The organism is Streptomyces sp. NBC_01334, from assembly GCF_035983595.1.
GTDB lineage: Bacteria > Actinomycetota > Actinomycetes > Streptomycetales > Streptomycetaceae > Streptomyces > Streptomyces coriariae.
Genome location: NZ_CP130719.1, coordinates 1 through 23,614 on the forward strand (window position 1 = coordinate 1; position 23,614 = coordinate 23,614).

Below are 23,614 nucleotides of genomic sequence, written 5' to 3' on the forward strand. Positions count from 1 at the left end.
GTAATGCCCCGGCAAGCCGGGGCATAGAGTGCGAATTGCGCAAGCGCAATTCGGATTCCCGCGCAAGCGCGGGAATGAATTCCGTAAACGGAATTCTAAAGGCGGTGCCTATTCGCGCAGGCGCGAATAGGGGGATTCCCGCAAGCGGGAATCCTGGGCGTCCGCTGCGCTCCCGCCCTACCGGCTTCGCCGGGCAGCGAGGAGTGAGGGTGCATCAGGACGTGTGCTGTGTAAGGTCTGGGTTCTGGCTTGCTGTCCCCTGGGTCTGTTGTCCTGGTGTCTCCTTGTTTCTGACTGCTCGTCATGTGGGATTGAAAAGCTGCTCATTGGCTGCCGGATTTGGGGGGAAGGGTGCAGGTCTAGGTATTCGGATCGTCTCGCGCTCGCCGAAGCGCACTGTTGGGTGAGCGAGTTGAACCCTTTTGGATCGCTCGACATCCTCCGCGTGCATCACATTTTTTTGCTGTGTAAGTTCTGGGATTCTGACCGTCCCCCGGATCGAGGTCTCCCCTCTGTATCTGTCCGGGATTTGTGTGTCCCATTCTGGCCATGCTGGATGGCCAATAATGAACGGTTAGAGGCTCACGCACAGAGGAAGAATAAAGGTGTCCGAAGAAGCGGTAACTTCCTCGGTCAAAAAATCTCTCAGCGAGCAAAGGGAGCAAGAATGAAGCTCAAGCCGATTTCCATGGACGTATTCGCTGACGCGCGCGAGGAGGCAAACACGGTGCTGGCCCGGGTTATGGGCGGCCTTGCGCCGGGTGAGCACGTGATGCGGCTGGGGGTGGACATGGACGGTCAGGAGCGCCCGTTGTCCGCCACGCTGCCGCTCACCGTGGAGGGCACCGGCACATTGGACGACGTGGTGGGTGCGGACGCGAAGTACTTCGACAACTTCGCCTTCTTGCTGGCTTGCGGGCTGGCTCAGAGCCTGTGCTACGGCGTGATGTACCTGCGCTCCCCCGCGACTGAGCCGGGCGGCCCGGTCACCGTGCAGGCGTGGCACCTGGCGTGGGGTGTGCTGAACGAGTGCAGTGCCGCTGAGGCGGCTGAGCTGGTGGGGGACGGCGAGCGGGCGGCTTTCGTGGATGCTCCGGGCGTGCATGCGGAGGATGACGGCGACGGCGAGGCGGTCTATCCGCCGGTGGCTTACACGGTCTTGTAGCGGCTTCGCGGGCTGCGGATGGCGACCTAGCCCGCGTCCCTGCCCCGGGATGGTTCACCCAGACTGTCCCGGGGTGCGCGCGGCGGGGGTGTCGGGTTCCAACGGCCTGGCACTCCCGCCGAAGGCGCGCAGCGCCGTACCCGCGCTGGGTTTCCCGCTTGCGGGGAACCGTCCCTTGAAAGCCCCGGCTTGCCGGGGCTTTTTCCCTTGCCCGGGGCGCAGCGCCGGGCCCCCCGCTCCGCGGGGAAGGATGAGACTTTCTTGTGTTCGCTGAGGTGGCGGGCGCGGCCTGCGGCTCGGTGCCGGAGGCAGGCGAGGAATGAAAGAGGCGATTGCTGCGCCCGGGATTTTTCGTTTTGTGCTGGCGGGGAATTCGGTGTCCGGTAGGCCGGTAAACCTGGTCCGGGAATTCCCCGCCAGCGTGCTTCTCCCAGCGAAGCTCTCCTATCCTAGGGGGTGTTGTGTCAGGGCGGCATGCGGTGCGGGTGGATGGGGGATGGTCGTGTCGGAGGGGATGGGGCTGCGTCGGGTGCATGAGGGTCGGTGGGTGGTGAGCCGGGCGTGGATCCGTGAGCTGACGGGTGCGTCTTCCTCGACGGTGGAGCGCTGGTATGCGCAGCGTGGGGTGCAGCCGGAGGGGCGTCGGCATCCGGAGGTCGTGCTCACGGTGGGGCGGACGCATTACTTCGATCAGCAGGCGGTGGAGGCTTTCTGGGCGGCCTGGCAGGAGGAGGTCGGCACGGGCCGGCTGGGTGCGGCAGGACGTAAGCCTGGTGACGGCCACGGCGGGTACAGCGCCGACCGGAGTCAGCGGGACCAGGCGGTGGGCGTGGCGCTGGCCGCGCTGCGCGAGGAAGGTGGTCCCCGTCGGGGGCTGGCCGCGCGTCTGGCTCGAGAGCACGGGGGCGTGGTGCGCAGCTGGCAGCGTGCCGTGGCCGAAGCCCGTGCCCTGTACGAGGCGGAAACCACAGGCACCGCTCCAGAGGGGCTGTAAGCCCCGCTGCGCCATCCTGGGTGTCCTGCAGACCATGTCGCGCCAGCATCCGGTGACCTCCCCCGGCCGTCTGTTGGACGCCCTCTCCCGATGGGCCGTCAGCTGTCATCCTTAACCGAACTCCCACCTCATCCCCTCATCTTGGAGAGCAGCATGGACCTGAGCGCTACGGGCGAACCTGTTGTGGTGCACGAGGACACCCAGGTCGACGTCGGTATCCACCTTCGGCCAGGCACCCTCACTCTCACTCTCACTCGGGATGGTGAGGACTTCGTGGTGCACCACGCCGAGGTGCAGTTCGCTTCCGTCGACGAGAAGCCGTGGGCAGCTCAGGAGGTCAAGTTTTCGGCGAAGGGTCCGGACGGCAGGTCGGTGGGCTTGACCGTGGATCTCCTCAATGATGCCTTCGACGGCCCGCGGGTTGGCGTCCCGGCCGTGGTCTGGGAGGTCGTGGCTCTCGCCGCGACCTCCGCCGGTGACGTCGGCATCACCTACGGGCCTCCTGGCCGTACCTGATGTGGGTATGCGCGGAGGCCTCGCCGACGCGCAACACACCTACAGGCGCCCCGATCCCCCGGCCGCGCGCCCACCCACCCGTCCCTTCCCGCTTCTCTTTTCTGTTCCTGGACCGGGTGTTGGGGTGTGCTGAGGGGGATGTCGGGGTCCCGACCACGCTGAAAATGCTGGGGTGACCTGCGGTGATGCACGCGCGAGGCCACGGGTGCGCGTGCCGCTGAGGGCGGGGTTGTCGGCGGGGATTTACGGCCCGGTCGGGGGTGGTGTTGTCGCACTGTGACCGTGGTCGGGCCTGGGTGGTCGGTGGTGTGGTCGGGGCCGGCTGGTGCGCTCGGACGTACGGCGGTGCCGCATCAGGGCGGCACCGCATCGGGTGCGTGCGGGAGTTGCCGATGATGACGAGAGCGAGGGCGGATGTGGGTGCCGGCGTCAGGGATCTGCTGGCTTGGGGCTATAGCCTCGGCCTGTGACCAACAGCGGCAACTGGACGGCAGAGGGCTTTCCCTCCGAGGTACCTCACCATCAGGAGGTCTTGGACGGTACGGACTGGGCGTCGCTCGCCACTGTGTACGGGACGGGCGATTCTCTGCCGTCCGCGCTGGTACGTCTCCTGGACCTCGACCCGTCGGTCAGGGCGGGTGCCGTCAAGGATGCGCTCGATGAAGTGACGCACCAGAACAGCATCTACGAAGCCACGGTGCCTGTGGCGCTGTACGTCGCGGCCGTGCTCAACCATCCGGCCACCGCGGCAGGCGAAGACGACCACGTACTTCACCCCACGCGTGAGCAGCTCCTGGACTGGCTCGCATACACCGCCTACGACGCCGACGACGAATGCGTCGCCATGGGGCGGCAGCATTTCGGTGAAGGCTTCCTCGACGCGTGTCCTCACATGCGGGCTTTCCGGGACCTTCGCCCGCAGATCTACTGCGCCGTTCAGCCCCTCCTGACCGACGGCAACGCGAGCGTGCGCGACGCGGCCCTCGTCGCTGCCATCCCTCTCACCGAGCATCCCGCCCTCACCGAACGCCGCAACGAGCTGGCCCCCCACGCCGGCCGCCTGCTGGGCACCAGCACCGACCGATTCCGGCGCGACCGCGTCCTGGACGCGCTCCAGGCATGGGGCCACGACGCAAGTGCCCTGGAGAACGCGGACGACATCACAGCCCGCGAACTACGCGCCCGCCTGGCCGATCCCGACTACTGGTGGGCAAACAACGGGACAGGCGCCAGCGCCGGAGACCCGCCGTTCTGACACAAGGACCCGCCCGGACCTGCACGGCGTGCCGGACGCCACACGTCCTACCCCTCTGAACGGCGTGGTGACCTGCGGCAAAGCCACCCAGGAGCGCCAGGGGACGGGTACCGCTGTAGGCGAGTCGTCAGCGGGATACCGGCCCGGTCGGGGGTGGTGTTGTCGCACTGTGACCGTGGTCGGGCCTGGGTGGTCGGTGGTGTGGTCGGGGCCGGCTGGTGCGCTCAGTCGCATACGCGGTGCCGCATCAGGGCGGCATCGCATCGTGTGCGTACGGGGAGTTGCCGACGATGACGAGAACGCGGGTTGATGTGGATGCCGGCGGCGGGGACCGGCTGGCGCTGGCGGTGCTGGTGCAGTACCGGATGGCGACCACCGAGCAGCTGCATCTGATCACCGCCCCCGGGGTGCGGATCGAGCAGACGAGGCGACGGTTGGCCAAGCTGCGTGCCGAGGGCCTGGTCGACCGGATCACCCTGCCGCAGGCGGGTCGTACCCGGGTGTGGTTCGCCACCGGGTACGGGGTGCAGGTTGCCGGGGAGTGGCCGGAGCTGCGCGGGCGGCGGCCGCCAAGGCTGGTGTCGGATCCGGTGGCCGCGCGGCTGCGGGTGAGCCACACCTTGACGGTCACGGAGACGGGGCTGCAGTTCCTGCTGGATGCCCGCCGTCGCGGGGAGGTGTGCCGGCCCCTGGACTTCCTGCCCGAGGTCCACCACCCCATCGGAAGCGGTGAGGCCGTCATCCCGGACGCGCTGCTCTACTACCAACGCGGAAGCCGGGTTGGTGAGGGGGGTTCGATGTTGCGGGCGTTTCTCGAGGTCGACCGGGCGACGATGGGGCCCGAACGCCTCGCTGCCAAGCTCCGCGCCTACGCCCGGCTCCACCAGTACGCCCCTACGCCGGTTGGCCGGCGCCGCACGATGGAGCAGGTCCCGGAGGAGTGGCGGCGGCGCTACCCGCTCTTCCCGCGGCTGCTGTTCGTCCTGGACGGCACCGGCACCGCCGGCATCGACAACCGTCTCCGAGCACTCCACGCGGCCGACGTCGACCACGCCGTCGCCCTCTTCCTACGCGAGGTGACGGTGCTCGCCGCGCCGATGACCGACCTCCTCCAGCACGGACCCGCCGCGGCTGTCTGGCGCCCCGTACGGGACCCGGAACGCCGGGTCGGCTGGATGGAATAGCTAGTGCCGTAGGCGGTGCGCAGCAGCAGGCGATTGCGCAGCGCTTCGTGGTTGGTCTGCGCAATCGCTCCCGTGGTCTGCGCAATGCCCCCGACCACAGGCCCGACCACGGTGGGCCGTGACCCCGACCACAAGCCCGACCACCGCAGGTCAGCGCATTGCGCAGACACTGCGCAGACCCCGGACCCAGGTGCCCCGCCACCACCCCGCCGACTGCGCAGAAGGACCGGCTGCGCACGGCCGGCGCCCACCGCCCGGTCGTGCGCAATCAGCGACCGGGCCGATTGCGCAGCCACCTGACTGCAACCGCGCTGTCGGCTGCGCAGGCGGTCGCTCGGCTGCGCAGGGCGGAGCCGACTGCGCACCGCCCGCCGCCTGGCGCCCTGTCCTGCGCCCGGCCGGCCGGGTACGGATGGGCATGGAGTGAACTCCCGTAGCTCCTTGGGAAGTTGGCAGGCATATGCGTAGCCTTGCGGTTGCACACGTGCACCACACCCGTGTCATGACGGAGAGGGAACGTGACCAGACAATCCACCACCGGACCGTTAGCCAGCGGAGCGCTTCGCACCCGCACTCGTCTCACCGCCCTGACGGCCGTGCTCTGCGCTGCCGCGGCCCTGGCCGGGTGCAGCGGCGGGGACGGCACCACCGCGGCGGAGTCCACCGCTCCCACCCTCACGGCGTCGGCCGCGCCCGTGTCGACAGCGCCGGCGGATCCGGAAGCCGAGGCGAAGGCGAGCGCGTTGACGGTCTACCGGGGCTTCTGGCAGGAGATGCAGGCGCTCTACGCCGACCGCAACGGCACCACCAAGGGCCTGGAGCAGTACGCGGCGTCCGAGACGTTGTCGAAGGCCGAGAGCGATGCGCAGCGTGCGCACGCGCAGGGCCGGATCTACCTCGGGAAGGTCACCTTCTCCGATGCGGTGGTCACCAAGACCGAGCTGGACAGCACGACGCCGAGGGTGACGCTCTCCAGCTGCCTCGATGTCTCGCGGTGGCAGCCGGTCGATGCCGAGACCCGTGTGCCCGTCACGCTGCCGGCCGATCGGATCACGAAGTACCAGGTGCTGACCACGGTGGAGAAGTGGCCGCAGGGCTGGCGGGTCGTCCGCGACGAGCCCCAGGGCAAGAAGTGCTGACCCGGACCAGGGCTACGGCGGCCGCAGCCGCCGTAGCCCTGGCGGTCGTGTTCGGTGCGGCGCCCACCGCCCTCGCGGACGGGCCCGACGGCGGGGTGAGCTGCGGTGACTACATCTGCGAGGTGGAGGCCGACGACCCAGGCCAGGCCGGCAGCACCGGGGGCCATGCGGGCAGTGAGCCGCAGGGCGGCAGCGGGAGCGGCAACGGCAGCAATCCGTGGACGTGCGTGTACGAGCTGCTTGCACCGCAGCCCCCGGCGGCCTCCCTGGACTGGGAAGGCCACACGCCCGGCGACGGCGCGGTCTACGAGCAGACCTGCCACTACCTCGACAGCCTCAACACCGTCGTGCGGTACCAGTGGCTCGCCGACCCTCCGCCCGCAGCGACTACCACCGACCCGGCCGTCCTGGCGCAGCGGGCCGTCGACTCCATGAAGCTCGCCGGCCCCGACATCGCCAGCCCGCGAGCAGCGGGGCGGTACCTGGTCGGGATGCCGATGTGGATGTGGGTCAACCAGAACCCGACCACATACGGGCCGAATACGGCGAGCGCATCGGCAGGCGGCGTCACGGTCACAGCCACCGCCAAGGTCTCCAAGATCGTGTGGACGATGGGCGACGGCGCCGTCGTGACCTGTGCTGGGCCGGGCACGCCGTACACCGCGGCCGCAGGCAAGTCGGACTCCCCCACCTGCGGACACACCTACACCCGCGCCTCCGCCGACCAAACCGGAGGCCGCTACCGGGTCACCGCGACCTCCACCTGGACCATCGACTGGCACGTCACCACCGGCGGCGCAGGACAGGCAGGCCAACTCACCGAAACCCGCCAGACCCAAATCCAGATCCCTCTCGCGGAACTCCAAGTCCTCAACTGACACCGGGCGGCGGCGCGGTCCCGGCGCGCTGCCGCCTGGAACAAGGTCGCGGCTAGTATCCATTGATTGTGCTGCATGGTGGGCAAACGGAGTGAACCGCGGAGGAACCCCCTTGCTGAGCCCCGCCGTCCCGCAGGCGGCAGAGCCGCCGCGCCTCCCGACCCCACCGCAGGCCACACGGCTGTCCGCTACCAATAGCAGGACAGCAGCCGATCCTGCCCGACTCGGAGCAAGGCCGTGCCGCTCACGCGGGCCCGGGTGCATCCGTGCTCCCGCCTGTGATCCCGAGTGATCGCGGGGGGCTCACGGACACCGAGTCCGACATCAGCACGCCGACTGCGGTCGCCCTCCGCGACGGCCGCTGTCCAAGGCTCGATCCTTGCCCCGGCCTACAGATCACAGACGCCACCGCGCCCGGACGCCTACAAATCGAAGGCACACGCCCCTCGATCAAAGGCTGCGTCCGTCACGCCACGCGACGCCGCCGGAGCGCGTGGAGTGGTCGTCTTCATCTTGCCGTCGAAGCCCGACACCGTGGAACGCCGCTACCCGGGCAGCAAGGTCCGGACAGCCGGAGGGACTACGGCCCCCGCGCCGCAGGTCTCCACAGAGAAGACCGGCGGGTGACCGAAGACGTCTCCCCATAGCGGAAAGGGCCCGCACCTCCAGGGTGCGGGCCCCTCAGTCCGTTACTCCCGGCGGGCGCGCGCCCAGACCCAGCTGAGCGCGGCGACCACCCCCTGAGCCAAGACCAGCGTGACGATCTGCCCCGAGCCGCCCTGGTCACTCGCAGGGTTCACGCCGAGACCGAGGGCAGCGGAGTAGCCCGCCGCGTATCCCCCCGCCAGAGCGAGTGTGAGCCGCCGGGGCTCGTGCGGGCCGTCGCCAGAAGCTGGCGACAGCTGCATAATCGACATGGATTCATGCGCCTTTCAATAGAGGTGTTGGATCTGCCGCCGCCCCTGGTGCTTCTTTGGACGGACTCACGTGGGGGCGGCGGAGCTATTTCAGAAGCTTCCCCGGTAGAGCACCTCCGGGGCGTCGGCATCCTCGTTGTCCTCGGATTCCGAAGGCTCACGGTGGACTGGCGAGAACTTCCGTCGAAGCACGTCCGTGAAGACTTCCTCATCCTGAATCACCTTCGCGAAGAACTCCTCCAGAGTGGCTACGCGCTGTTCGAGCGCGGACAGCGCATGAGGGTTGTCACCCTGATCAACCCGCTCGGTGTCCAAGGAGCGCGTGCGCGCCGCCATGTGATCGCGGCGCCATGGCGTCATCAAGTGCTGTCGGTAATCGGCGGCGCGCGCGACGACGGCATCCCACCCCTCGGAAGTGTCCGGGAACCAGGACGGCGTGGCATGGACGGCGGCCTGCCTGGGCACGAGGAGAGGTGCGCGGGTGACGTCGGCGTCGGCTGCCCGGATGGGTCCCTCGCCTGACACGGCGGTGGTGGCGTTGGCCAGTTCGGCAATCACATCCTGCGCAGCGATGATGTCGGCTGCGCGCTTCCACTTCGTCCACAAGGCCTCGTAGGCGTCGGGGAACAGGGGCAGCTGCCGCGGGCTGCCGTCGGGCGCGTCCTCGAAGTCCACGTTGTGTTCGATCCACTCGGTGACGAACGTGCCGTAGCGCTTCTGGACGGCCGACTTGGTCACCCCACCGAGGACCTCGCCGATGGTGTCCCACGACGTTCCGCGGATCCTCTCGGCGACGACCGCTTGCTCCAGCAGCCTCGCGGCCTCGTCAGCCAGCCGCTTTGCCTGCCGCAGCAGTTGACCTGGGGTCAGAACGTCTGGATCAGGCGCATGCGAAGTGGGCGCGGTCTCCGATGCGTTGGCCGTGGTCTCCATGGGAGTGAGGGTGGACCCGCAGGCGACTAAATGTCAACTTGGCCTCTACGAAAGGTTGCACCATCCGCTACAGACATGGTCGCGGACGAGTGATGTCGCCCCTGGTCGGGGCACCGGGACATCGGTACCCACGTCAACGATCAACGGGGCGCGGCTGGTCGACGCGGTGCTCATGCCCGGCCGGGGCACCGCCCGGGTGGCCATCAACGCGAACTTCACGGGGCCGGAGCTCGATGAGCAGAAGGGGCTGGCGAACCTGGTCAAGGGCTTGTTCAGCATGTACCGCAACCCGGCCGCGCACGAGCCGCGGCTTCACCGCACAGTCACCGACGAGGAGTTACTGGAGTTGCTGACCACGCTGTCGATGGTGCACCGGCGGCTCGACGGCTCGCACATCACGTCCTGAGTATCAGCCGCAGAGACCACCAGGCCCACCAGATGCGCCGTGTGCCCGTAGTCGTCCCGTCCTCGGTGGGCTGGAGACAGGACCGGTGGACGGCTTGGACCTCCACCTGGCCGGGCAGCGTGTTTCCCGGGCTCTGCGGGGCGCTACCCTCCATCAGACCGGTTGGCCGCCACTGCAGCCTGCACGGCGCGGCGGATTGCCATGTCGACGCGCCGCTCGTTCTCCAATTCCCAGAAGTGCCGCGCGCTGCCAGGGAACTCCCGCAGCACGGAGGCGACGACCTGAGCACCGTGACCGGACAGGGAGCGCAGCCACTTCTTGATGAAATCCTGCGGTTTCCACTGGTCGAAGTGATCGTCCCAGGTGCACATGCCTCGCGCGGCCGCCTCCAGCAGATCCCACTGCTCTTCGCGAGCTGCGAGGCGGCTTGCCCGCAGCAGCCAGTAGATGGCCCGGTCGGCCTCGGCGAAGGCTGGCCACTGGCCTCGGTCACCGTCGACCTGTGCCGCCATGGCCTCCACCAGGGTGATGGCCTGGGCCGGATTGGCCAGGAACGCAGATTCGACGGCTTCCAGGTCAAGGCGGGCGACGGCATCGAGGTACAGCTCGTAGTTGTCGGGCTGGTCGACGGCGAGCTGAACCAGCTGCCTGGCTGCGTCCTCGTCCCCTTCGGTGGTGGCTTCGAGCAGCCGCTGGGCCCGGGTGATGGGCAGTTCGGTCTGCGGGCTGGTCTCGCGCTCGACGAGCGCGATGAAGGCTGCCATGTCCTGGGGACGGGCGGCCGGATCCGGGTAGGTGGCCTGACGCACCACGCCGCGCCACGGCCCGGGTGGGGGCAGCAGCGGGATGTTCGGCTGGGGCCAGGTGCCGGTAAGGATCCATCCGATGACCTGCCCCAGACCATAGATGTCGCTCGCCGGGCAGGAGCCGTCGTGCGGGTCGGTCGAGAGCTCCGGTGCGGCCCAGCCAAGCGATCCGATCGACGCGTTCGTCAACGGCTTGTCGATGCTCGTCTCGCCACGCGGGCGCCGCGCGATACCCCAGTCGGCCACGGTCCAGCGGCCGTTCAGGAGCAGGATGTTCGACGGCTTGATGTCCCGGTGGACCCAACCCTGTTCATGGGCCTCGGCCAGCGCGGCGGCCACGGCGTCGACGAGTTCGCGCAATGCCTCATCGCTTGCCAGCTCGGTTCGCTTCTCCTCAACGGTCGCGTCCGCCATCGGCATGACGAACCAGTCGTAGGCAGGACTGAAGTCGAGGACGGGCATCACATGGGGATGTCCCCCTAGCCGCTGGGCGACCGTCACCTCGCGCACCATCCGCCGCCGTGCCCCGGAGTCCTGCCGTCGCCGCCGTTTGTAGGCCACGGGCGTGCCCGAAGCCTTGTGTTCGGCCTGGAACACGTCGGCCTGGCCCGCGCGGGCCATCGGCAGCCGTTCCAGGGCGTAGTCTTTCTTCACGCCCCGAGCGGACTCCTGCACCAGGGCGTAACCGGTGAGCTGGGGTTCCGCGCCGGCGGGCAACCGGTCGGTCCCCGGGGAGGGGCGGTGCCCGATGATGCGGGTGAGGACCGGCCTCAGGAGGGCGGGGTCGTTGTCGGGCACCGATGCCAGGAGGTAGGCCGGTCCGTCGTTCGGGGTCTGTGTCAGGCCCATGACGCGGTCGAGCCGGTACTCGACGACCGGCTCGCTGGAACCATCGCCCATCGAGGTGCGGCGGACGGTGATGCGGTTGCCGGACCCGTCAGGCGAGGCGGTCAGCACCGTGTCCGGACCGGTGACGAGCAGGTGCCCGGGGTAGTGGCTGGCGGTGCGAATCCACTCCTGCTGCCGCCCCAGGGCCGTGGTTCGACTGAGATCTGCGACAGCGCTGTGCCCGCTGGCGGCCAGGAAGAACCGGCGCCCGTCCAGCCAGGCCGCCGAGCGCACCGCGGCCTCGAACGAGACCGGGTAGCGCAGCTGAGCACCCACCGTGTCGCCAAGGCGGGTCAGCGCCAACGTCCCCTCACCCGCTCCGTAAGTGACTCCCGAACCCGACAGCACCCACGGCTCGCCGCCAGGGCCGGACAGCAGCTCCGCGCCGGGCTCGAAGCCGCCCGCGACGGCCGTCAGGGTGCCCTCGTGCCAGCGGAGCACCGCAGGCCCGGCCATAACCGTCACCGCGCCGTCGGGGCCGACTAGCGGCGCACCGTGGCAGCCGTCAACGGTCAGGAACCACCGTGTGCGGCCCCGCACCGGGTCAAGGTCCACCAGGCCGTCCTCGTACGTGACCAGCAGCGAGTCACCAGCGCGCCACGTCATACCCGACGGCTGCGCCGCAGTCATTTCACCGACGAGGGCCACGTTCGAGGTGGCGCCGCACCAGGTCTGCGTCGGCACATGAACCGTGGCGGTCAGCCGGTCGGCGGCGGTCATCGTCAGGGGCACATCCCGCGCCGGGCGGGAGATTGCCAGCTCGGCAAGCGGCAGATGGGGCTCGCGTCGGCGAAAGACGACTTGGATGAGATCGGCGAGCGGCAGCAGGCCGGCCACCGCGGCGTCCAGGTGCGTGCGGTCGAGGACCACGCCGAAACCGCGTACCCCGTCGATCAGCTGGTCGAGCTGCCGTGCTTCGTGTGTCCAGGACAGCAACACCCACCGGGTATCACCAGGCCGTCCGCTCAGGCCGGCGTCCCTCACGATGCGCGAGATCGTCCCGTCCGCTACCACGCTCTCGTCGACGGTGCAGCTGACGAGGTAGTCGCGGCCCTCGAAGTCGAAGAAGACTGCCGGTAGTGCGCCGGTCTCCGACACCTGCACTGCCGCCGCAGGCACCGTGCGCCGCAGCAGGTCGGCAACTACGCCCGCGAGCTGCTGCGCCCGGTCCCGAGCCGACGCCGTGTCGTCCACGGCCCACTGGCCATACTCGGCCAGCAGCTCTTGTACCTCGTCCACGCTGTGCCTTCTCCGCTCTCGGCCTGGTGGTCATCTGTCGGCGCCGGCCGGGCACGATTGTGTCGCACCAACGCTGAGCCGGAAGGGCTTTACAGCAGATACGGCACCGGTCGAGTTGTCGGTTTCGTCGAAGACGTACCCGGTGCAGTGAGACTGCAACTCAAGAAGGGCACGCAGGTTGCGGCCCCAGATCCATCCGGTGATCGGCTCGGTCACGCGTCCTCCGTGCTCTGCGGGAGGGTCAGCACGGCAGATGTGATCGCCGTCAGGCTGCGGCGCGGACTTGGCCTGAAAACCTGTTTCTCCGCCGCGGTGTCGGGGTCCGTCGCGTGAGGACTCAGTGCATAGTCAGCCGGTCAGCTTGCCCATCCAGTGCGGGACGTCGGCCGCCGTCAAGGTCGGGGCCCGACCGATGCCACCGGGCGGGGTGTTGTCCCGGGAAACGTCGATACCGACTTTCGACGACCAGGCCGGGCCGGGCCGCTCGCGGCTGCCCCACCCTGCGGAGAACGTCCATCCGGTCCAGGGGTGGCCGAGTGCGGCCGGGGCGAGCATCTCGGCGAGGGCGCGGCCGGCGGCAGTGTCGTGCTACGGCCGGTGTACTGCAGACGGCCGACGGTGTCGTAGCGTCCCAGCAGCGGGGCAGGGCAGGGGATCGGGTGACCGTGCCGATAATGGCCTCCTCGGTCTTGCACAGCCGGAGAACGCCATCACGTCAGTTGCGAAGCTATACCCGAGTTGTCAGTGGGTCAGTGGCTCGCTCGTGAAAGGCAATCTTCTTCCGGCGCTACCGGGGTCCACACTGATCATTTGAAGGTGAATCCCGAAGTCCACGTTAGCCCCTCGGAAGCCTGGGCAGGCGGTGGCGTGGTTCGCTCGGCGGAGGGTTCGAGTTCCGAGAGGACCCCCATGGCGACGGCCGCCGCGTTCGCTGCGGCCCGCTGCTGAGAGCCGGATGACTCGGCCACGTGCTTGTGCCCGTCGGCCCTGTCGCTGATACCACGGACGGTGAGGGTCTGAAGTACGCCTGTCAGGTGGGCCGCTTGCGCCACGCCCGCGCTCTCCATCTCGATGGCGACGGCGTCGTTGAAGTGGTGCATGAGCTGCTCGGACAGTGCCGAGGAACGGGAGTTGAGGACCACCTCGCCGGCGGCGACGGGCTTGAAGTGCACACGCCCGGACAGCTCGAGGCCGAAGCGGGCATGCCGGGCGGCTTGCTCCAGACGGTGAGAGGCTTCCCAGACACGCGGGCGGGCGTGGAAGCCGGCATCAGTGATTTTGCCGCCGTGGTACGCATACACGCGGGTGGCGACCACGACGTCCCCGAGTGCGATGTCGTCTTTCAGCCCACCCGCCACGCCGACAAAGAGGAGTGCCTCGGGGGCGAGCCAGCTGTTAGCCCGCTCGGTGATCACCGCTCCTGCCCCGTTGCCCTCGCCGATCTGCCCCAGGGCAACGAACCAGGGGGTGCCGGGCAGACGTCCGAGGTCGAAGCGGGTGCCGAGGGGGTGGGTCAGTTTCCGGATGCCGGTGAGGTGGGCGCGTGCAGCCTCATACTCCACGGAGAGTGCTGTCAGGATCACCACGCTGGGGTGTTGCTCGTTCTCTGCCATGCCACCGACCTAAGGCATCCGCGCCAGGTCCCGGTGTGGAACCTGGACATAACCGTAAGGGACGATTGAGGGGGCATGACTGGTTCCGCCATGGAAGAGCATGGGCGCGCACTTTGCACCGTAACTCAGAGGCCATCCTCTTTCCGAACCTGAGGTGCGGATTCCGCTGGTCAGGCATGGGATTGCAGCTTTCACGGAAGTCTCGGCTCGTTGCCGGTCTGGATGTTGTGGGGGGCGGATGCCGTCGATGCGGGCGGTTCTGGAAGCGCGGCGGAAGGCCGCGGCGGTGCGGGTGGAGGAGCTCGAAGGCGAACTGAACCGGGTGCGGCCGGACTTGGCGGACGCGGACTACCAGGCGTTGATGGCCGCTGCTGCGGAGGCCAGTGCCGAAGGGCTTGATGCCCGGCGGGCGGCCATGGTGCTGGGCTGGGACAGCGCGTCTGCCTCCCGCGTTGAGGGAGCGAGGGCACGGCTGAAGCGGCTGGTGGAGCGGGGCTGGCTGGTCGAGGAGAGACCGGGCCGGTTCACGTTGCCCGCGCCGGAACAGGTCGGGGGTGGTGGGCGGCCAGGCGACGGCTCATGAGCATGGTCATCGACCACAGGATGACGGCTTCGCTGGTGTCGGTGCGTCGTTCGTAGTCACGGACCAGGCGCCGGCTGCTCAAAAACCAGGCGAAGGATCTTTCCACGACCCAGCGGCGGGGCAAGTCCTGGAAGCCGCTGACGTCGTCGCTGCGGCGGACGACGTCGAGTACGAGTCCGAGGTGCTGGGCGGTCCAGTCGGCGAGATGGCCGGTGTAACCGCCGTCGGCCCAGACCCGCGCCAGTCCCCGGAAGACAGCTGTATAGTGCTGCGTTCCCGCAGGGGCACCGACCTCGCGCCGTCCTTTCCCGAGGTGCAATCCGGCGCGTCCAGCTGCCCTATACAACGGCCCTGGACGGGGAGTTGGTGGTGTGGGAGCGGGTCGGCTCGCCTCCGAGTGGCTCCAGGGACGGTTGCAGCGGCACGGCGTCGACGCGACTCGGCTCGCCGGGCAGTGGCCTGCCCACTTCGTCGTCTTCGATCTCCTGCGCGCTGGCGATTCGGGTATCAGCCTGCTCGCGCGGATTCCGGCGCTGCCGTTCAGGCCCCGCGCGTGCTGCGCCTCTCCGCGGAACCTGCCCGGGATGGCTGCACGGCAGTGGGAGTCACCGAGCAGGCGCAGGGGCGCATCCGGCTGCGGCGGGCCGGCCCTGGTGCCGGACCGGGTGTGGCCAAAGGGGGCGGTGTCTCCGTACCGGGCTCGGGGGATCTCGGCACGGAGACCCGCACCATTCAGTATCACTGTGCGGCATCTGGACGAGCTACAGGAGCGCGGCTCGCGGCCACTGCCGGAGTCAGCGTGCCCATGGCCCACTTCTGCACTCGGCCGAGCACCCTGACGCCGGAGTGAGCCCGGTCGAAGAACCGTGCATGCTCTGTGACGGTGCGGGCCTGCGCTAGGACCGCAGCAACTAGGATGCTGTGCGGGTCCGGGACCTGCGCTCTTCCTGCCGAGCGCCCAGGCACCGGGCCGGTCTCGCGGGCTGTCCCGTACCCGTTCCAGCCCACCCCGGAGGTCCCAGGTGACGTCGACCGCGCGGCCGTCCGCTCCAAAGCCCGGTCCGCCCGCGCGCCGCGAGCGCTGGTTCCAGCCGCGCCGTTCCGGTTTCCGCTGGGAACAGGAGGGTCTTGAGCACGTACGCCAGCTGATGCCGATGGCGGAGCCGTACCGTGCGTGGGCGACGTTCCAGTTTACGGGTGTCACCGGCCGGGTCAACGAGTGCGACCTGTTGATCGCCGTGCCCGGCGGCGTGTACCTACTGGAGCTAAAGGGACATCCGGGCCGAGTGGTGAACCATGGGGACACCTGGCAGTTCCACGACGACCGGGTGCGCACGCTGCGCAACCCGCTACACCTCACTGATCTCAAGGCCAAGGAGCTCAAAGCCCAGTTGGAGCGGGCAGCGCGCGCGTCGGGGATCGATCCGCGGAAGGTTCCCTTCATCAAGCCGGCGGTCTTTCTGCACGATGCCAGCCTGGTGAGCGAGTTGGACGAGTTCCAGCGCACCTCGGTCTACGGGCGCAACGAAGGCACGAGCGGCCTGCCCGGTATCTGGGACGGCCTCCTGCGTCTGCCTCCGGAGCGGGAGAGTTGGCGCATCACCCAGCAGGACGGCCAGCGACTCGAAGAGCTGATGCGGCGTATAGGGGTGAGTCACTCCACTGCCCATCTGCGGTTCGGGGACGACTGGCGGCTTGAGCCGCGTGCCCTAGACGCGGGCCCCGGCTGGGAGGACCGGCTCGCGGTGCGCGACGACGGTCTGGCCAAAGAGAGCGGCCGGGTCCGGATCTATCTGGCGGGCCAGGGGGCCTCGACGGAGCAGCGCAGTCGGGTGGACCGCGCTGCCCGACGCGAGTACCAGGTCCTGCAGGGCATCAACCACCGCGGCATCGTCCAGGCCGTGCAGATCCGCGAGCACCAGGGCGGCCCGGCGATCCTCTTCCGCCACCACGAGTCGGACCTGCGGCTTGATGCGTACCTGGACGCGTACGGCGGCCGTCTCACGCCCGCTCTCCGGTTGGATCTGGTGCGCCAGCTCGCCGAGGCCGTGCGGTATGCCCATAACCGATCCCTGTACCACAGGGCCCTGTCCGCGCGATCGGTGTATGTCACTGCGAGCGAGGACGGCTCGGACCCGGTGCTGCGGATCGCCGACTGGCAGACCGCGGCCCGAGACTTCGAGACCACCGCGCATCTCTCGCTGGGAGACACACCACTGGACTCCGGCCTAGTCGCCGACATCGCCCAGGTGTATCTCGCTCCGGAGACCAACAGGGAGTTCGCCGATCCGGTGGACCTCGATGTCTTCGGCGTCGGCAGCCTGGCCTACCTTCTCCTCACGGGGAAGGCGCCCGCCGACGTGCGCGGCGCACTGGTGGACCGGCTGGCCGCCGAGGGCGGACTGCACCCGTACGCGGTCTCCGACGGAGTCTCCGCCGCACTCGACGACCTGGTCTTCCGGGCCACCGCCTCAGACGTGCAGAACCGTCTGTCGTCCGCCGAGGAGTTCCTGCGGCTGCTCGACGCTGCGGAGGCTGATCGCGCGCATGCCGGGCGGTCCGCTGCCGTGCTCACGGATCCGCTGACGGCCCAGCCGGGCGAGCAGCTGGACGAGGAGTGGGAGGTGGTCCGTGTCCTGGGCACCGGCGCTACCGCCCGCGCCCTCCTGGTCTGCCGCACAGAGGAGAACACAGCGGATCCGGGCGCTTCAGGTGCGGCGGGGGCATCGGGCATGGCCTCCCTCCGGGTGTTCAAGGTGGCTCTCGACCGTGAGAAGGACGCACGGCTGTACGCGGAGGCGAAGGCGCTGCGGGAGGTGGGCGGCAGCCGCATAGTCAAGCTGCTCGCCGATCCCCGCGAGCTGGGCGGCCACACCGTTCTGGAGATCGAGTACGCGGGTGGGTTCAGGCCGTCCGCTGACCGGGACCCGGTCAGTCTCGGCACCCGGCTGCGCGGGGAGGGCCGACTCGGGTACGGCCAGCTGGAGCGGTTCGGGAATGATCTCTTCGACGCCTTGGACAGTCTTGCCGCCCGCGGGGTGCGCCACCGTGACATCAAGCCGGACAACCTCGGCCTGTTCAAGCGGAGCGACGGCTCCTGGCAACTGATGTTGTTCGACTTCTCCCTGGCCGACGCGCCCGATCAGGATATCCACGCGGGCACTCGCGGCTATCTCGATCCGTTCCTGGGTGGCACCCGCCGAGCCCGTTACGACGACCATGCAGAGTGGTACGCCACCGCGGTCACCCTGCACGAGATGGCCTCGGGTGAGCGCCCCGTGTGGGGTGACGGTCAGGGTGACCCGCTCACCGTCCCAAAGGCAGAACTTTATGTCGCCCGCGAGCTGTTCGAACCTGCGCTGAGTGAGGGCCTGACCGGATTCTTCGAGCGGGCGCTGCACCGCGACGTCGATCAGCGGTACGACAGCCTGCGCCAGATGCAGGAGGCCTGGCGTCAGGTGTTCCGTACGGCGGACGCGGCCCGTCCTGCAACCACGCCGGCCACGGTGGACGCCCAGGCCGAGGACGTGGAAGACGCGCGCGAGCAGGCCGCTGCGGCCGCCGGCCTGGATACCCCGCTGGATGCCGCAGGGCTCTCGCCGCGGGCCGTCTCCGTGGCGGCCGCACTGGGTGCCGCCACGGTGGGCGCGCTCCTGGACATCCCGCCGCACACGATCTCCCGCGCCCGGGGCGCCGGCAACGTCATCCGCAAGGAGCTCAACCGGCGTCACCGCCAGTGGACGCAGGAGTTGCGCCGGCGCGCAGCGTCCCGGAAACCGGTACTGATGTCGGCCGATGCCCCGGAAGAGGCCCTGGAGTCGGTGGAGACTCTGGCGGCCCGGCTCACTCCGGCGCAGGGCAATCGCCGATCCCGTCCAAGGCCGGACGTCGTCCTGGCCACGCTGGGGTTGCCGGGTGCTGCTCTGTCGGCTACCTGGCCGACCCAGCCCGCAATCGCCGACGCGCTGGGAATAAGTCAGCCGACCGTCTCGCAGCACCAGATCGCCGCGATCGAGCAGTGGGCCGCGCTGCCCTGGCTCGGCCGGGTCCGCGACGAGCTGGTCACCATCCTGTCCGAGCAGGGCAGAGTAATGACGGCACAGGAGCTGGCCGCCGAGCTGCGGGTCAGGCACGCCCACCGCGACGAGGACGATGTCGACACGGACCGGGCCGGCCTCCAGGCGACGGCCCTAGCCATCGTGCGCGCGGCTGCTGAGGCAGAGTCCCGCCGACGCGACGCGGGATCCACCGGCGGTACGGGGTCCGGGGACAGCACAGACACTGAGGTAGACGGCGCGGACGAGGTGCCGCCGAGGCTCGCCGTGCTGCGGCGCGGGGGTACGGTCCTTCTGGCTCTTGAGGACCTCCCCGGCAGCGACGACCCCACCCCGGTGGAGCTCGCCGAGTACGCCACCCGGCTCGCGCAAGTCGCCCAGGACGTGGTGGCCCGCGATCCTCTGCCCGGCCGGGCCACCGTCCTGCGTGAGCTGCGCGCCGTGGATGCACCAGAGGGGATGGCCCCGCTGGCCGACACCCGCCTGGTCGCTCTGGCCGCCGCCATGGCCGGTGGTGTGGGCGTCTCGCCGCGCTTCGAGCTGTTCCCGCTGGGGCTGAAGCTTGATCGGGCACTGCGGATCTCTCAGGCCGCCGCCGGGGTACGTTCTGGGCTGGGAATCGGTGCCGACGAGCTGCTGGCCCGGGTCCGTGCCCGTTTTCCGGGCCTCACAGTGCTGGCCGACACCACGTACGTGGAGCTGGAGGAAGCCCTCTTCGAGGCGGGCTTCCCGCTGGAACACGACCGGGGCCTCAAGCGCTTCTTCCCGCCTGCCCGAGATCCGGAGCAGAGCCGACCTGCGTACAGCGGGTCCGTGCTGACCAGCACCGGCACCATGTATGCAGCCGCGCAGGGCCAGATGGCGGAGGGCCGTGATCCACGCCGGATGCTCACGCTGCGACTGGAGAACTCCTTGCGCCGGGGCGGGTTCCTCGCCCTGACCCTCAAAGGCGCTCTGCTGCCCGGCACGGCGGAGAGGCTGGCCGCCCGTTTCGGTGTGCTGCCCGTCGCCCTTGACGAGCTGTTTCTCACCGCGATGCACGAGTTGGCCGATGAGCAGGAGGTCCGGTGGCAGGCTCTGCTGAAGGCGGACGCCAAGTTCACCACTACTGGCCGTGTCGGAACCGCCCTGGGCTCCTACACGCGGCTTGCCGCCGAGCGTGCTGGCGCCCGATGCGTGGCCCTCGCCGAGCAGGCGGGCCCGCGCACCGTCCTGCTGGTGCATCGGGCCGGCCTCGCGGCCCGCTACTGGGAGGCAGGCGGTCGTGAGCTCCTGGTGTCCCTCCAGGAGGCGTCCCGTCATCGATCCGACACCCCGCACGGCCTGTGGCTACTCGTCCCCATGGAGGACCCGCAGGCCTCCCCGACCCTGGACGGCCGCACGGTGGACGTCGTGGATCGGGTAAGCGAGTGGGAGCCCCTTGAAGGGCTGTTCATGAAGGAGCTGCTAGACCAAGGGGAACAGGAGTCGCGACAACTGCCGCACGACGCCTGACCGGTGACGGCACGTCGGGTAGCTCCGTCATGCGACAATTCGCCCCTTCGGAGCAGCGCGGCGGCCTATGATCAATGACGTGTCGGACGAAAATGCAGACGAAGAGCCCTCCGTCGAGCACCACTACGGCAGCGCCGCGGAGCGGCATTTCCATGACGCTGTGTACCTCCACGACGACCAGCGGCTGCCGACGGCCGACCACCTCTTCGGCTTCGCTGCGGAGTGCGCGGTCAAGAGCTTGCTGCTGCGCTTCACCGCCGAGGTGTCCATGACGGACAGTAAAGGGCGCACCTCGCGCAAGCCCTGGTGGAACAACCCCTCCAACAACAAGTTGGAGCCTCTGGGCCATATAGCCAACGTACTCCCTGCCGTCTCCCTCCTGACGCACGGCCGCACCGGTGCAGATCTCCTTCAAGCCATGGGCAGCCTTTCGGACTTCGCCTCCTGGACCGAGGCAGACCGCTACACCGATGGGACGAGCGTCGAAGCGTCCGTCGTCGCCTGCCGTCGGAAGGCGGCAACACTTGTCCTCGCCCTGCACGAGCAGGCTGTGATCACCGGGAAACTGTCATGACCCTGTACGACTCGCCGGTCCGCTTCGACGAGGCGCGGCCGATCGCCTTCGAGATCGCCCGCCGGGTGGCCGAGGAGGGTTTCCCCGTCCTGCTGGTCCGCGATGTCCTCGGCCGGTTCTCCCTCGTCGTGGACGATAGCGGTGAGCGTCAGACCGGTACGGAGCAGGTGAACCGGTGGCAGGCCGAGCTCACCGAGCGGCTCGGCCGGTATACGGGCGAACGCCCCCTCCTGCTGGCCTCGACGATGTTCTCGGCGAAGACACTGCTCGGCGCCCCCCGAGCGATCGACGGGCTCGCGGGGCCGACCACGGCAGGCTCGGTCCGGTTCCTGGACAACACGGTCGTTGGCGAGGATTGGGCCAGGGTTTCGACGCCCGCCGCACCCGAGGACGGCACGTCCCCCACCCGCCGTACCGCTCTGTACGGCTTCAAGGGCGGCGTGGGCCGTACGACGGCGGCCGCCATCCTTGCGCGCCGTCTCGCCGACGAGGGAAAAATCGTCCTGGTCGTCGACCTCGACCTTGAGTCGCCCGGCGTCGGCCCGCTTCTCCTGGGATCAGGCCGGTTGTGCCGTCACGGCGTCGTGGATCACCTGGTGGAGTCCACAGTGGGCAATGCGGATGGCCTGGAGATCGTCGCGCGCTCCGGGTACGAACCGTCGAACCGGGGGGAGTTGTGGATCGCCCCGGCGCGCGGTGCGGGCACCGACGACGTGCCCAACGCCTATGTGGACAAGCTCAACCGGGTCTACGCCGACGCGGCTGGCGCGAGTTTCGCCGACCGGCTGGCGGACACGGTCAGCGCCTGTGAGGAGGCGGTGGAACGGGGGGACAGCGGGCGCCGTCCCGACGTGGTACTGCTCGACAGCCGGGCGGGTATCCACGACGTCGCCGCCGTGGCCATCTCCCGCCTGTGCGACCTCGCGCTGCTTTTCGGCGCGGACAATGCGCAGACCTGGGCGGGCTACCGGGACCTCTTCGAGGCATGGCGTGATTCGGGGCAGGCCGGGCGCATCCGCAAGAAGCTTCGTATGGTGGCGTCGATGGTGCCGGACTCGGTGCACCACTCGATGGATGACTATCTCGAGAGCTATCGCTCGAACGCACACAAGTGCTTCCAGTCCACGCTGTACGACGCTGTCGTGGCCTCGGACGGGTCTCGGCCACTCGCGGTGGGCGACATGCGCCGGGATGTGTTCGCCCCGGACCTGACGGACGACGCCGGCCCCCACTACGCGGTCCCGATCCTCTTCGAGCCCGGCCTGGTCGGCATGAACGTGCCGGACTCCCCGCAGTGGCAGGACCGTGCCTTCGTGCAGGCCGCGTACCGTGACTTCCTGGACACCGCCGTCCCACTGATCATGGCGGGACCGGCCGTCGAGGACGAGCCGGAGGACGAGGACGAGGACGGCAGTTGATGACCGAGCCGCTGAGCCCCGGCGCGTACCGCGATCTGCTGTCGCGGGCGCTGGAGGGCACCGTGGACGCGGACACCCGACGGCCGACCCCGCACACCCTGTACATGCCAGACGCGCACCGGGCAGCGCTGTACGTCGACAGCACTGTGGTGCAGGGCGGCCGGGGCGTCGGCAAAACCTTCTGGGCCCGCTCGCTGCTCGACCCCGCCCTGCGCGAGGCCGCCGCCGACGAGTACCGCATCTCCCGACTGCGCCGCCTGCGGGTCTCGCCGGGCCACGGCATGGACATCGGATCGCCTCACTATCCAGGCCCACTGGCCCTGTACGGCCTGGTGGACAGCGGCGCACTGCCGGACGAGATCTGGTACGCCGTGCTGCTCACCGTCCTGGGGCAGCCGGAGTTGCGGGAACCGGCCGGGTGGGCCGACCGGGTCGCCTGGGTACGGGCTAATCGCGACCCGGCGGAGCACACCATCGCGCAGGCGGACGCCGAGGCGTACGCGGACGACGTGGTCCACCTGCTGGTCTTCGACGGCCTCGAGCACCTACACCACGACCGGGCCACGACGGACCAACTGATCGCCGGTCTGCTCCGGGTCGCGCTGCGGTTGCGGTTCGGGACCCGCAACATCCGCTTCAAGGTGTTCCTGCGCCCGGACATGTTCGACGCGGCGAAGCAACTGTTCCCCGACGCCTCCAAACTGTCGGGGAACGCGGCCTACCTGGAGTGGTCCCGCACCGACCTGTACGGGCTCCTCTTCCACCACCTGGGCAACGAGGACGACGAGGCTGCGCGCCGGTTCCGTCAGATCACCGGCGGCTGGGAGCCGGGCCCAGACCCTGACCCGTCACGGCAGGCCGACCGATACGTCCCCCCTCCTGCCTTGCGCAACGACGCCAAGGCCCAGACCCCGCTCTTCGAGCGGATCGCCGACCCCTTCATGGGCAGCAACGTCCGCAAGGGCCGGCCCTACACCTGGCTGCCAAACCACCTCATGGACAGCAAGGACCGGATCAGCCCGCGCAGTTTCCTCAAGGCCCTCGCCGTGGCCGCCGACACGACCCGCGCGTCCTACCCCTCGCACGACCGCGCCCTGCACCACGACGCCATCCGCAGCGGTGTGCGCGAGGCGTCCACCGTGCGGGTGGACCAGATCTGCGAGGACACCCCGTGGGTAGAGATGGCGATCAGGCCGCTGACCGGCTGCCAGGTGCCCCTCGCGCAGGGCAAGATCGTCGGTATCTGGAAGGAACGTGACCTCCCGCGAGAGCTACGCGAGGAGTCGGCCCGCTATGTGCAGTCCGACCGTCCGGACCTCGTACACACCGGCCCCCGCCACCCGGACGACCTACCGCGGCTGATCCAGGAACTGATCGAGCTCGGCGTACTGCGCCGCCGCGACAAGGACATCGACGAGTACTCCCTCCTCGATCTACCCGACATCTACCGCCTCGCCTTCGGCCTGGGCCGCATGGGCGGGATCCCGCTCACCGGCCGGTAGCAGGGATCGCCCCCCACCGTGCTCCTCGGCTGTCGGCCCAGGCTGGCAGGATAGG

Annotated in this window: 20 protein-coding genes; 13 read left to right on the forward strand and 7 right to left on the reverse strand. The window is 69.2% G+C overall.

Going from position 1 to position 23,614, the window contains the following annotated elements:
• Nucleotides 1-667 precede the first annotated feature (667 nt).
• From OG736_RS44560 to OG736_RS44590, 7 genes are all read left to right on the forward strand, one after another.
• The gene (locus OG736_RS44560; protein ID WP_327187898.1) at nucleotides 668-1,165 is read left to right on the forward strand and encodes a hypothetical protein; all 498 of its coding nucleotides are present in this window, start codon (nucleotides 668-670) and stop codon (nucleotides 1,163-1,165) included.
• A gap of 496 nt (nucleotides 1,166-1,661) precedes the next feature.
• Complete coding sequence (locus tag OG736_RS44565) at nucleotides 1,662-2,159, forward strand: hypothetical protein (RefSeq protein WP_327187899.1); 498 nt, start codon at nucleotides 1,662-1,664, stop codon at nucleotides 2,157-2,159.
• 153 nt (nucleotides 2,160-2,312) lie between these two features.
• A complete protein-coding gene (locus OG736_RS44570; RefSeq protein WP_327187900.1) occupies nucleotides 2,313-2,675 on the forward strand; it encodes a hypothetical protein in 363 nt (120 codons plus the stop codon).
• Nucleotides 2,676-3,141: 466 nt separating this feature from the next.
• Nucleotides 3,142-3,930 carry a hypothetical protein gene (locus tag OG736_RS44575; RefSeq protein ID WP_327187901.1) on the forward strand — a complete coding sequence of 263 codons (789 nt, stop codon included), beginning with the start codon at nucleotides 3,142-3,144 and terminating at the stop codon, nucleotides 3,928-3,930.
• A gap of 290 nt (nucleotides 3,931-4,220) precedes the next feature.
• Nucleotides 4,221-5,114 carry a replication-relaxation family protein gene (locus tag OG736_RS44580; RefSeq protein ID WP_327187902.1) on the forward strand — a complete coding sequence of 298 codons (894 nt, stop codon included), beginning with the start codon at nucleotides 4,221-4,223 and terminating at the stop codon, nucleotides 5,112-5,114.
• 518 nt (nucleotides 5,115-5,632) lie between these two features.
• Complete coding sequence (locus OG736_RS44585) at nucleotides 5,633-6,253, forward strand: hypothetical protein (protein WP_327187903.1); 621 nt, start codon at nucleotides 5,633-5,635, stop codon at nucleotides 6,251-6,253.
• Nucleotides 6,247-7,131: an ATP/GTP-binding protein gene (locus OG736_RS44590; RefSeq protein ID WP_327187904.1), complete on the forward strand. Its 885-nt coding sequence runs from the start codon at nucleotides 6,247-6,249 to the stop codon at nucleotides 7,129-7,131. Before OG736_RS44585 ends, OG736_RS44590 begins: the two co-directional genes overlap by 7 nt.
• A gap of 689 nt (nucleotides 7,132-7,820) precedes the next feature.
• On the opposite strand, the gene OG736_RS44595 is transcribed toward OG736_RS44590, so the two are convergent.
• On the reverse strand, nucleotides 7,821-8,048 hold the full coding sequence (locus OG736_RS44595; protein WP_327187905.1) for a hypothetical protein: 228 nt from the start codon (nucleotides 8,046-8,048) through the stop codon (nucleotides 7,821-7,823).
• Nucleotides 8,049-8,138: 90 nt separating this feature from the next.
• Nucleotides 8,139-8,981, reverse strand: coding sequence for a hypothetical protein (locus OG736_RS44600; protein WP_327187906.1), 843 nt, complete (start codon nucleotides 8,979-8,981; stop codon nucleotides 8,139-8,141).
• Here OG736_RS44600 and OG736_RS44605 point away from each other — a divergent pair.
• Nucleotides 8,980-9,387 (forward strand): TIGR02391 family protein, encoded by a 408-nt coding sequence (locus OG736_RS44605; protein WP_327187907.1) that lies wholly within the window; start codon nucleotides 8,980-8,982, stop codon nucleotides 9,385-9,387. The genes OG736_RS44600 and OG736_RS44605 overlap by 2 nt on opposite strands.
• A gap of 143 nt (nucleotides 9,388-9,530) precedes the next feature.
• Here OG736_RS44605 and OG736_RS44610 read toward each other — a convergent pair whose 3' ends face one another.
• From OG736_RS44610 to OG736_RS44625, 4 genes are all read right to left on the reverse strand, one after another.
• Complete coding sequence (locus OG736_RS44610) at nucleotides 9,531-12,320, reverse strand: protein kinase domain-containing protein (RefSeq protein ID WP_327187908.1); 2,790 nt, start codon at nucleotides 12,318-12,320, stop codon at nucleotides 9,531-9,533.
• A 30-nt stretch (nucleotides 12,321-12,350) separates the two neighbouring features.
• On the reverse strand, nucleotides 12,351-12,536 hold the full coding sequence (locus tag OG736_RS44615; protein ID WP_327187909.1) for a hypothetical protein: 186 nt from the start codon (nucleotides 12,534-12,536) through the stop codon (nucleotides 12,351-12,353).
• Nucleotides 12,537-12,668: 132 nt separating this feature from the next.
• Complete coding sequence (locus OG736_RS44620; RefSeq protein WP_327187910.1) at nucleotides 12,669-12,875, reverse strand: hypothetical protein; 207 nt, start codon at nucleotides 12,873-12,875, stop codon at nucleotides 12,669-12,671.
• 251 nt (nucleotides 12,876-13,126) lie between these two features.
• A complete protein-coding gene (locus OG736_RS44625; protein WP_327187911.1) occupies nucleotides 13,127-13,933 on the reverse strand; it encodes a 5'-methylthioadenosine/S-adenosylhomocysteine nucleosidase family protein in 807 nt (268 codons plus the stop codon).
• Nucleotides 13,934-14,171: 238 nt separating this feature from the next.
• On the opposite strand from OG736_RS44625, the gene OG736_RS44630 reads away from it, so the two are divergent.
• On the forward strand, nucleotides 14,172-14,516 hold the full coding sequence (locus tag OG736_RS44630) for a hypothetical protein (protein WP_442817218.1): 345 nt from the start codon (nucleotides 14,172-14,174) through the stop codon (nucleotides 14,514-14,516).
• Here OG736_RS44630 and OG736_RS44635 read toward each other — a convergent pair.
• On the reverse strand, nucleotides 14,458-14,835 hold the full coding sequence (locus tag OG736_RS44635) for a transposase (protein ID WP_327187912.1): 378 nt from the start codon (nucleotides 14,833-14,835) through the stop codon (nucleotides 14,458-14,460). The genes OG736_RS44630 and OG736_RS44635 overlap by 59 nt on opposite strands.
• 703 nt (nucleotides 14,836-15,538) lie before the next feature.
• Between OG736_RS44635 and pglW the strand changes: the two genes are divergently transcribed.
• The 4 genes from pglW to OG736_RS44655 all read left to right on the forward strand — a co-directional run bounded on the left by pglW (nucleotide 15,539) and on the right by OG736_RS44655 (nucleotide 23,559).
• Complete coding sequence (gene pglW / locus OG736_RS44640; RefSeq protein WP_327187913.1) at nucleotides 15,539-20,065, forward strand: BREX system serine/threonine kinase PglW; 4,527 nt, start codon at nucleotides 15,539-15,541, stop codon at nucleotides 20,063-20,065.
• 79 nt (nucleotides 20,066-20,144) lie between these two features.
• Nucleotides 20,145-20,639, forward strand: a complete 495-nt coding sequence (locus OG736_RS44645) for a hypothetical protein (protein WP_327187914.1) — start codon at nucleotides 20,145-20,147, stop codon at nucleotides 20,637-20,639.
• A complete protein-coding gene (locus OG736_RS44650) occupies nucleotides 20,636-22,057 on the forward strand; it encodes a KGGVGR-motif variant AAA ATPase (protein WP_327187915.1) in 1,422 nt (473 codons plus the stop codon). The genes OG736_RS44645 and OG736_RS44650 overlap by 4 nt, the downstream gene beginning before the upstream one ends.
• A complete protein-coding gene (locus OG736_RS44655) occupies nucleotides 22,057-23,559 on the forward strand; it encodes a hypothetical protein (protein WP_327187916.1) in 1,503 nt (500 codons plus the stop codon). Before OG736_RS44650 ends, OG736_RS44655 begins: the two co-directional genes overlap by 1 nt.
• Nucleotides 23,560-23,614 lie beyond the last annotated feature (55 nt).

Excerpts from the sequence above, each read along its gene's own strand:
- OG736_RS44560 (WP_327187898.1), top strand. The coding sequence starts at position 668 with ATGAAGCTCAAGCCGATTTCCATGGACGTATTCGCTGACGCGCGCGAG.
- OG736_RS44565 (WP_327187899.1), top strand. The coding sequence starts at position 1,662 with ATGGTCGTGTCGGAGGGGATGGGGCTGCGTCGGGTGCATGAGGGTCGG.
- OG736_RS44570 (WP_327187900.1), top strand. The coding sequence starts at position 2,313 with ATGGACCTGAGCGCTACGGGCGAACCTGTTGTGGTGCACGAGGACACC.
- OG736_RS44580 (WP_327187902.1), top strand. The coding sequence starts at position 4,221 with ATGACGAGAACGCGGGTTGATGTGGATGCCGGCGGCGGGGACCGGCTG.
- OG736_RS44595 (WP_327187905.1), bottom strand. The coding sequence starts at position 8,048 with ATGTCGATTATGCAGCTGTCGCCAGCTTCTGGCGACGGCCCGCACGAG.
- OG736_RS44605 (WP_327187907.1), top strand. The coding sequence starts at position 8,980 with ATGGGAGTGAGGGTGGACCCGCAGGCGACTAAATGTCAACTTGGCCTC.
- OG736_RS44600 (WP_327187906.1), bottom strand. The coding sequence starts at position 8,981 with ATGGAGACCACGGCCAACGCATCGGAGACCGCGCCCACTTCGCATGCG.
- OG736_RS44620 (WP_327187910.1), bottom strand. The coding sequence starts at position 12,875 with ATGCTCGCCCCGGCCGCACTCGGCCACCCCTGGACCGGATGGACGTTC.
- OG736_RS44625 (WP_327187911.1), bottom strand. The coding sequence starts at position 13,933 with ATGGCAGAGAACGAGCAACACCCCAGCGTGGTGATCCTGACAGCACTC.
- OG736_RS44630 (WP_442817218.1), top strand. The coding sequence starts at position 14,172 with ATGCCGTCGATGCGGGCGGTTCTGGAAGCGCGGCGGAAGGCCGCGGCG.
- OG736_RS44650 (WP_327187915.1), top strand. The coding sequence starts at position 20,636 with ATGACCCTGTACGACTCGCCGGTCCGCTTCGACGAGGCGCGGCCGATC.
- OG736_RS44655 (WP_327187916.1), top strand. The coding sequence starts at position 22,057 with ATGACCGAGCCGCTGAGCCCCGGCGCGTACCGCGATCTGCTGTCGCGG.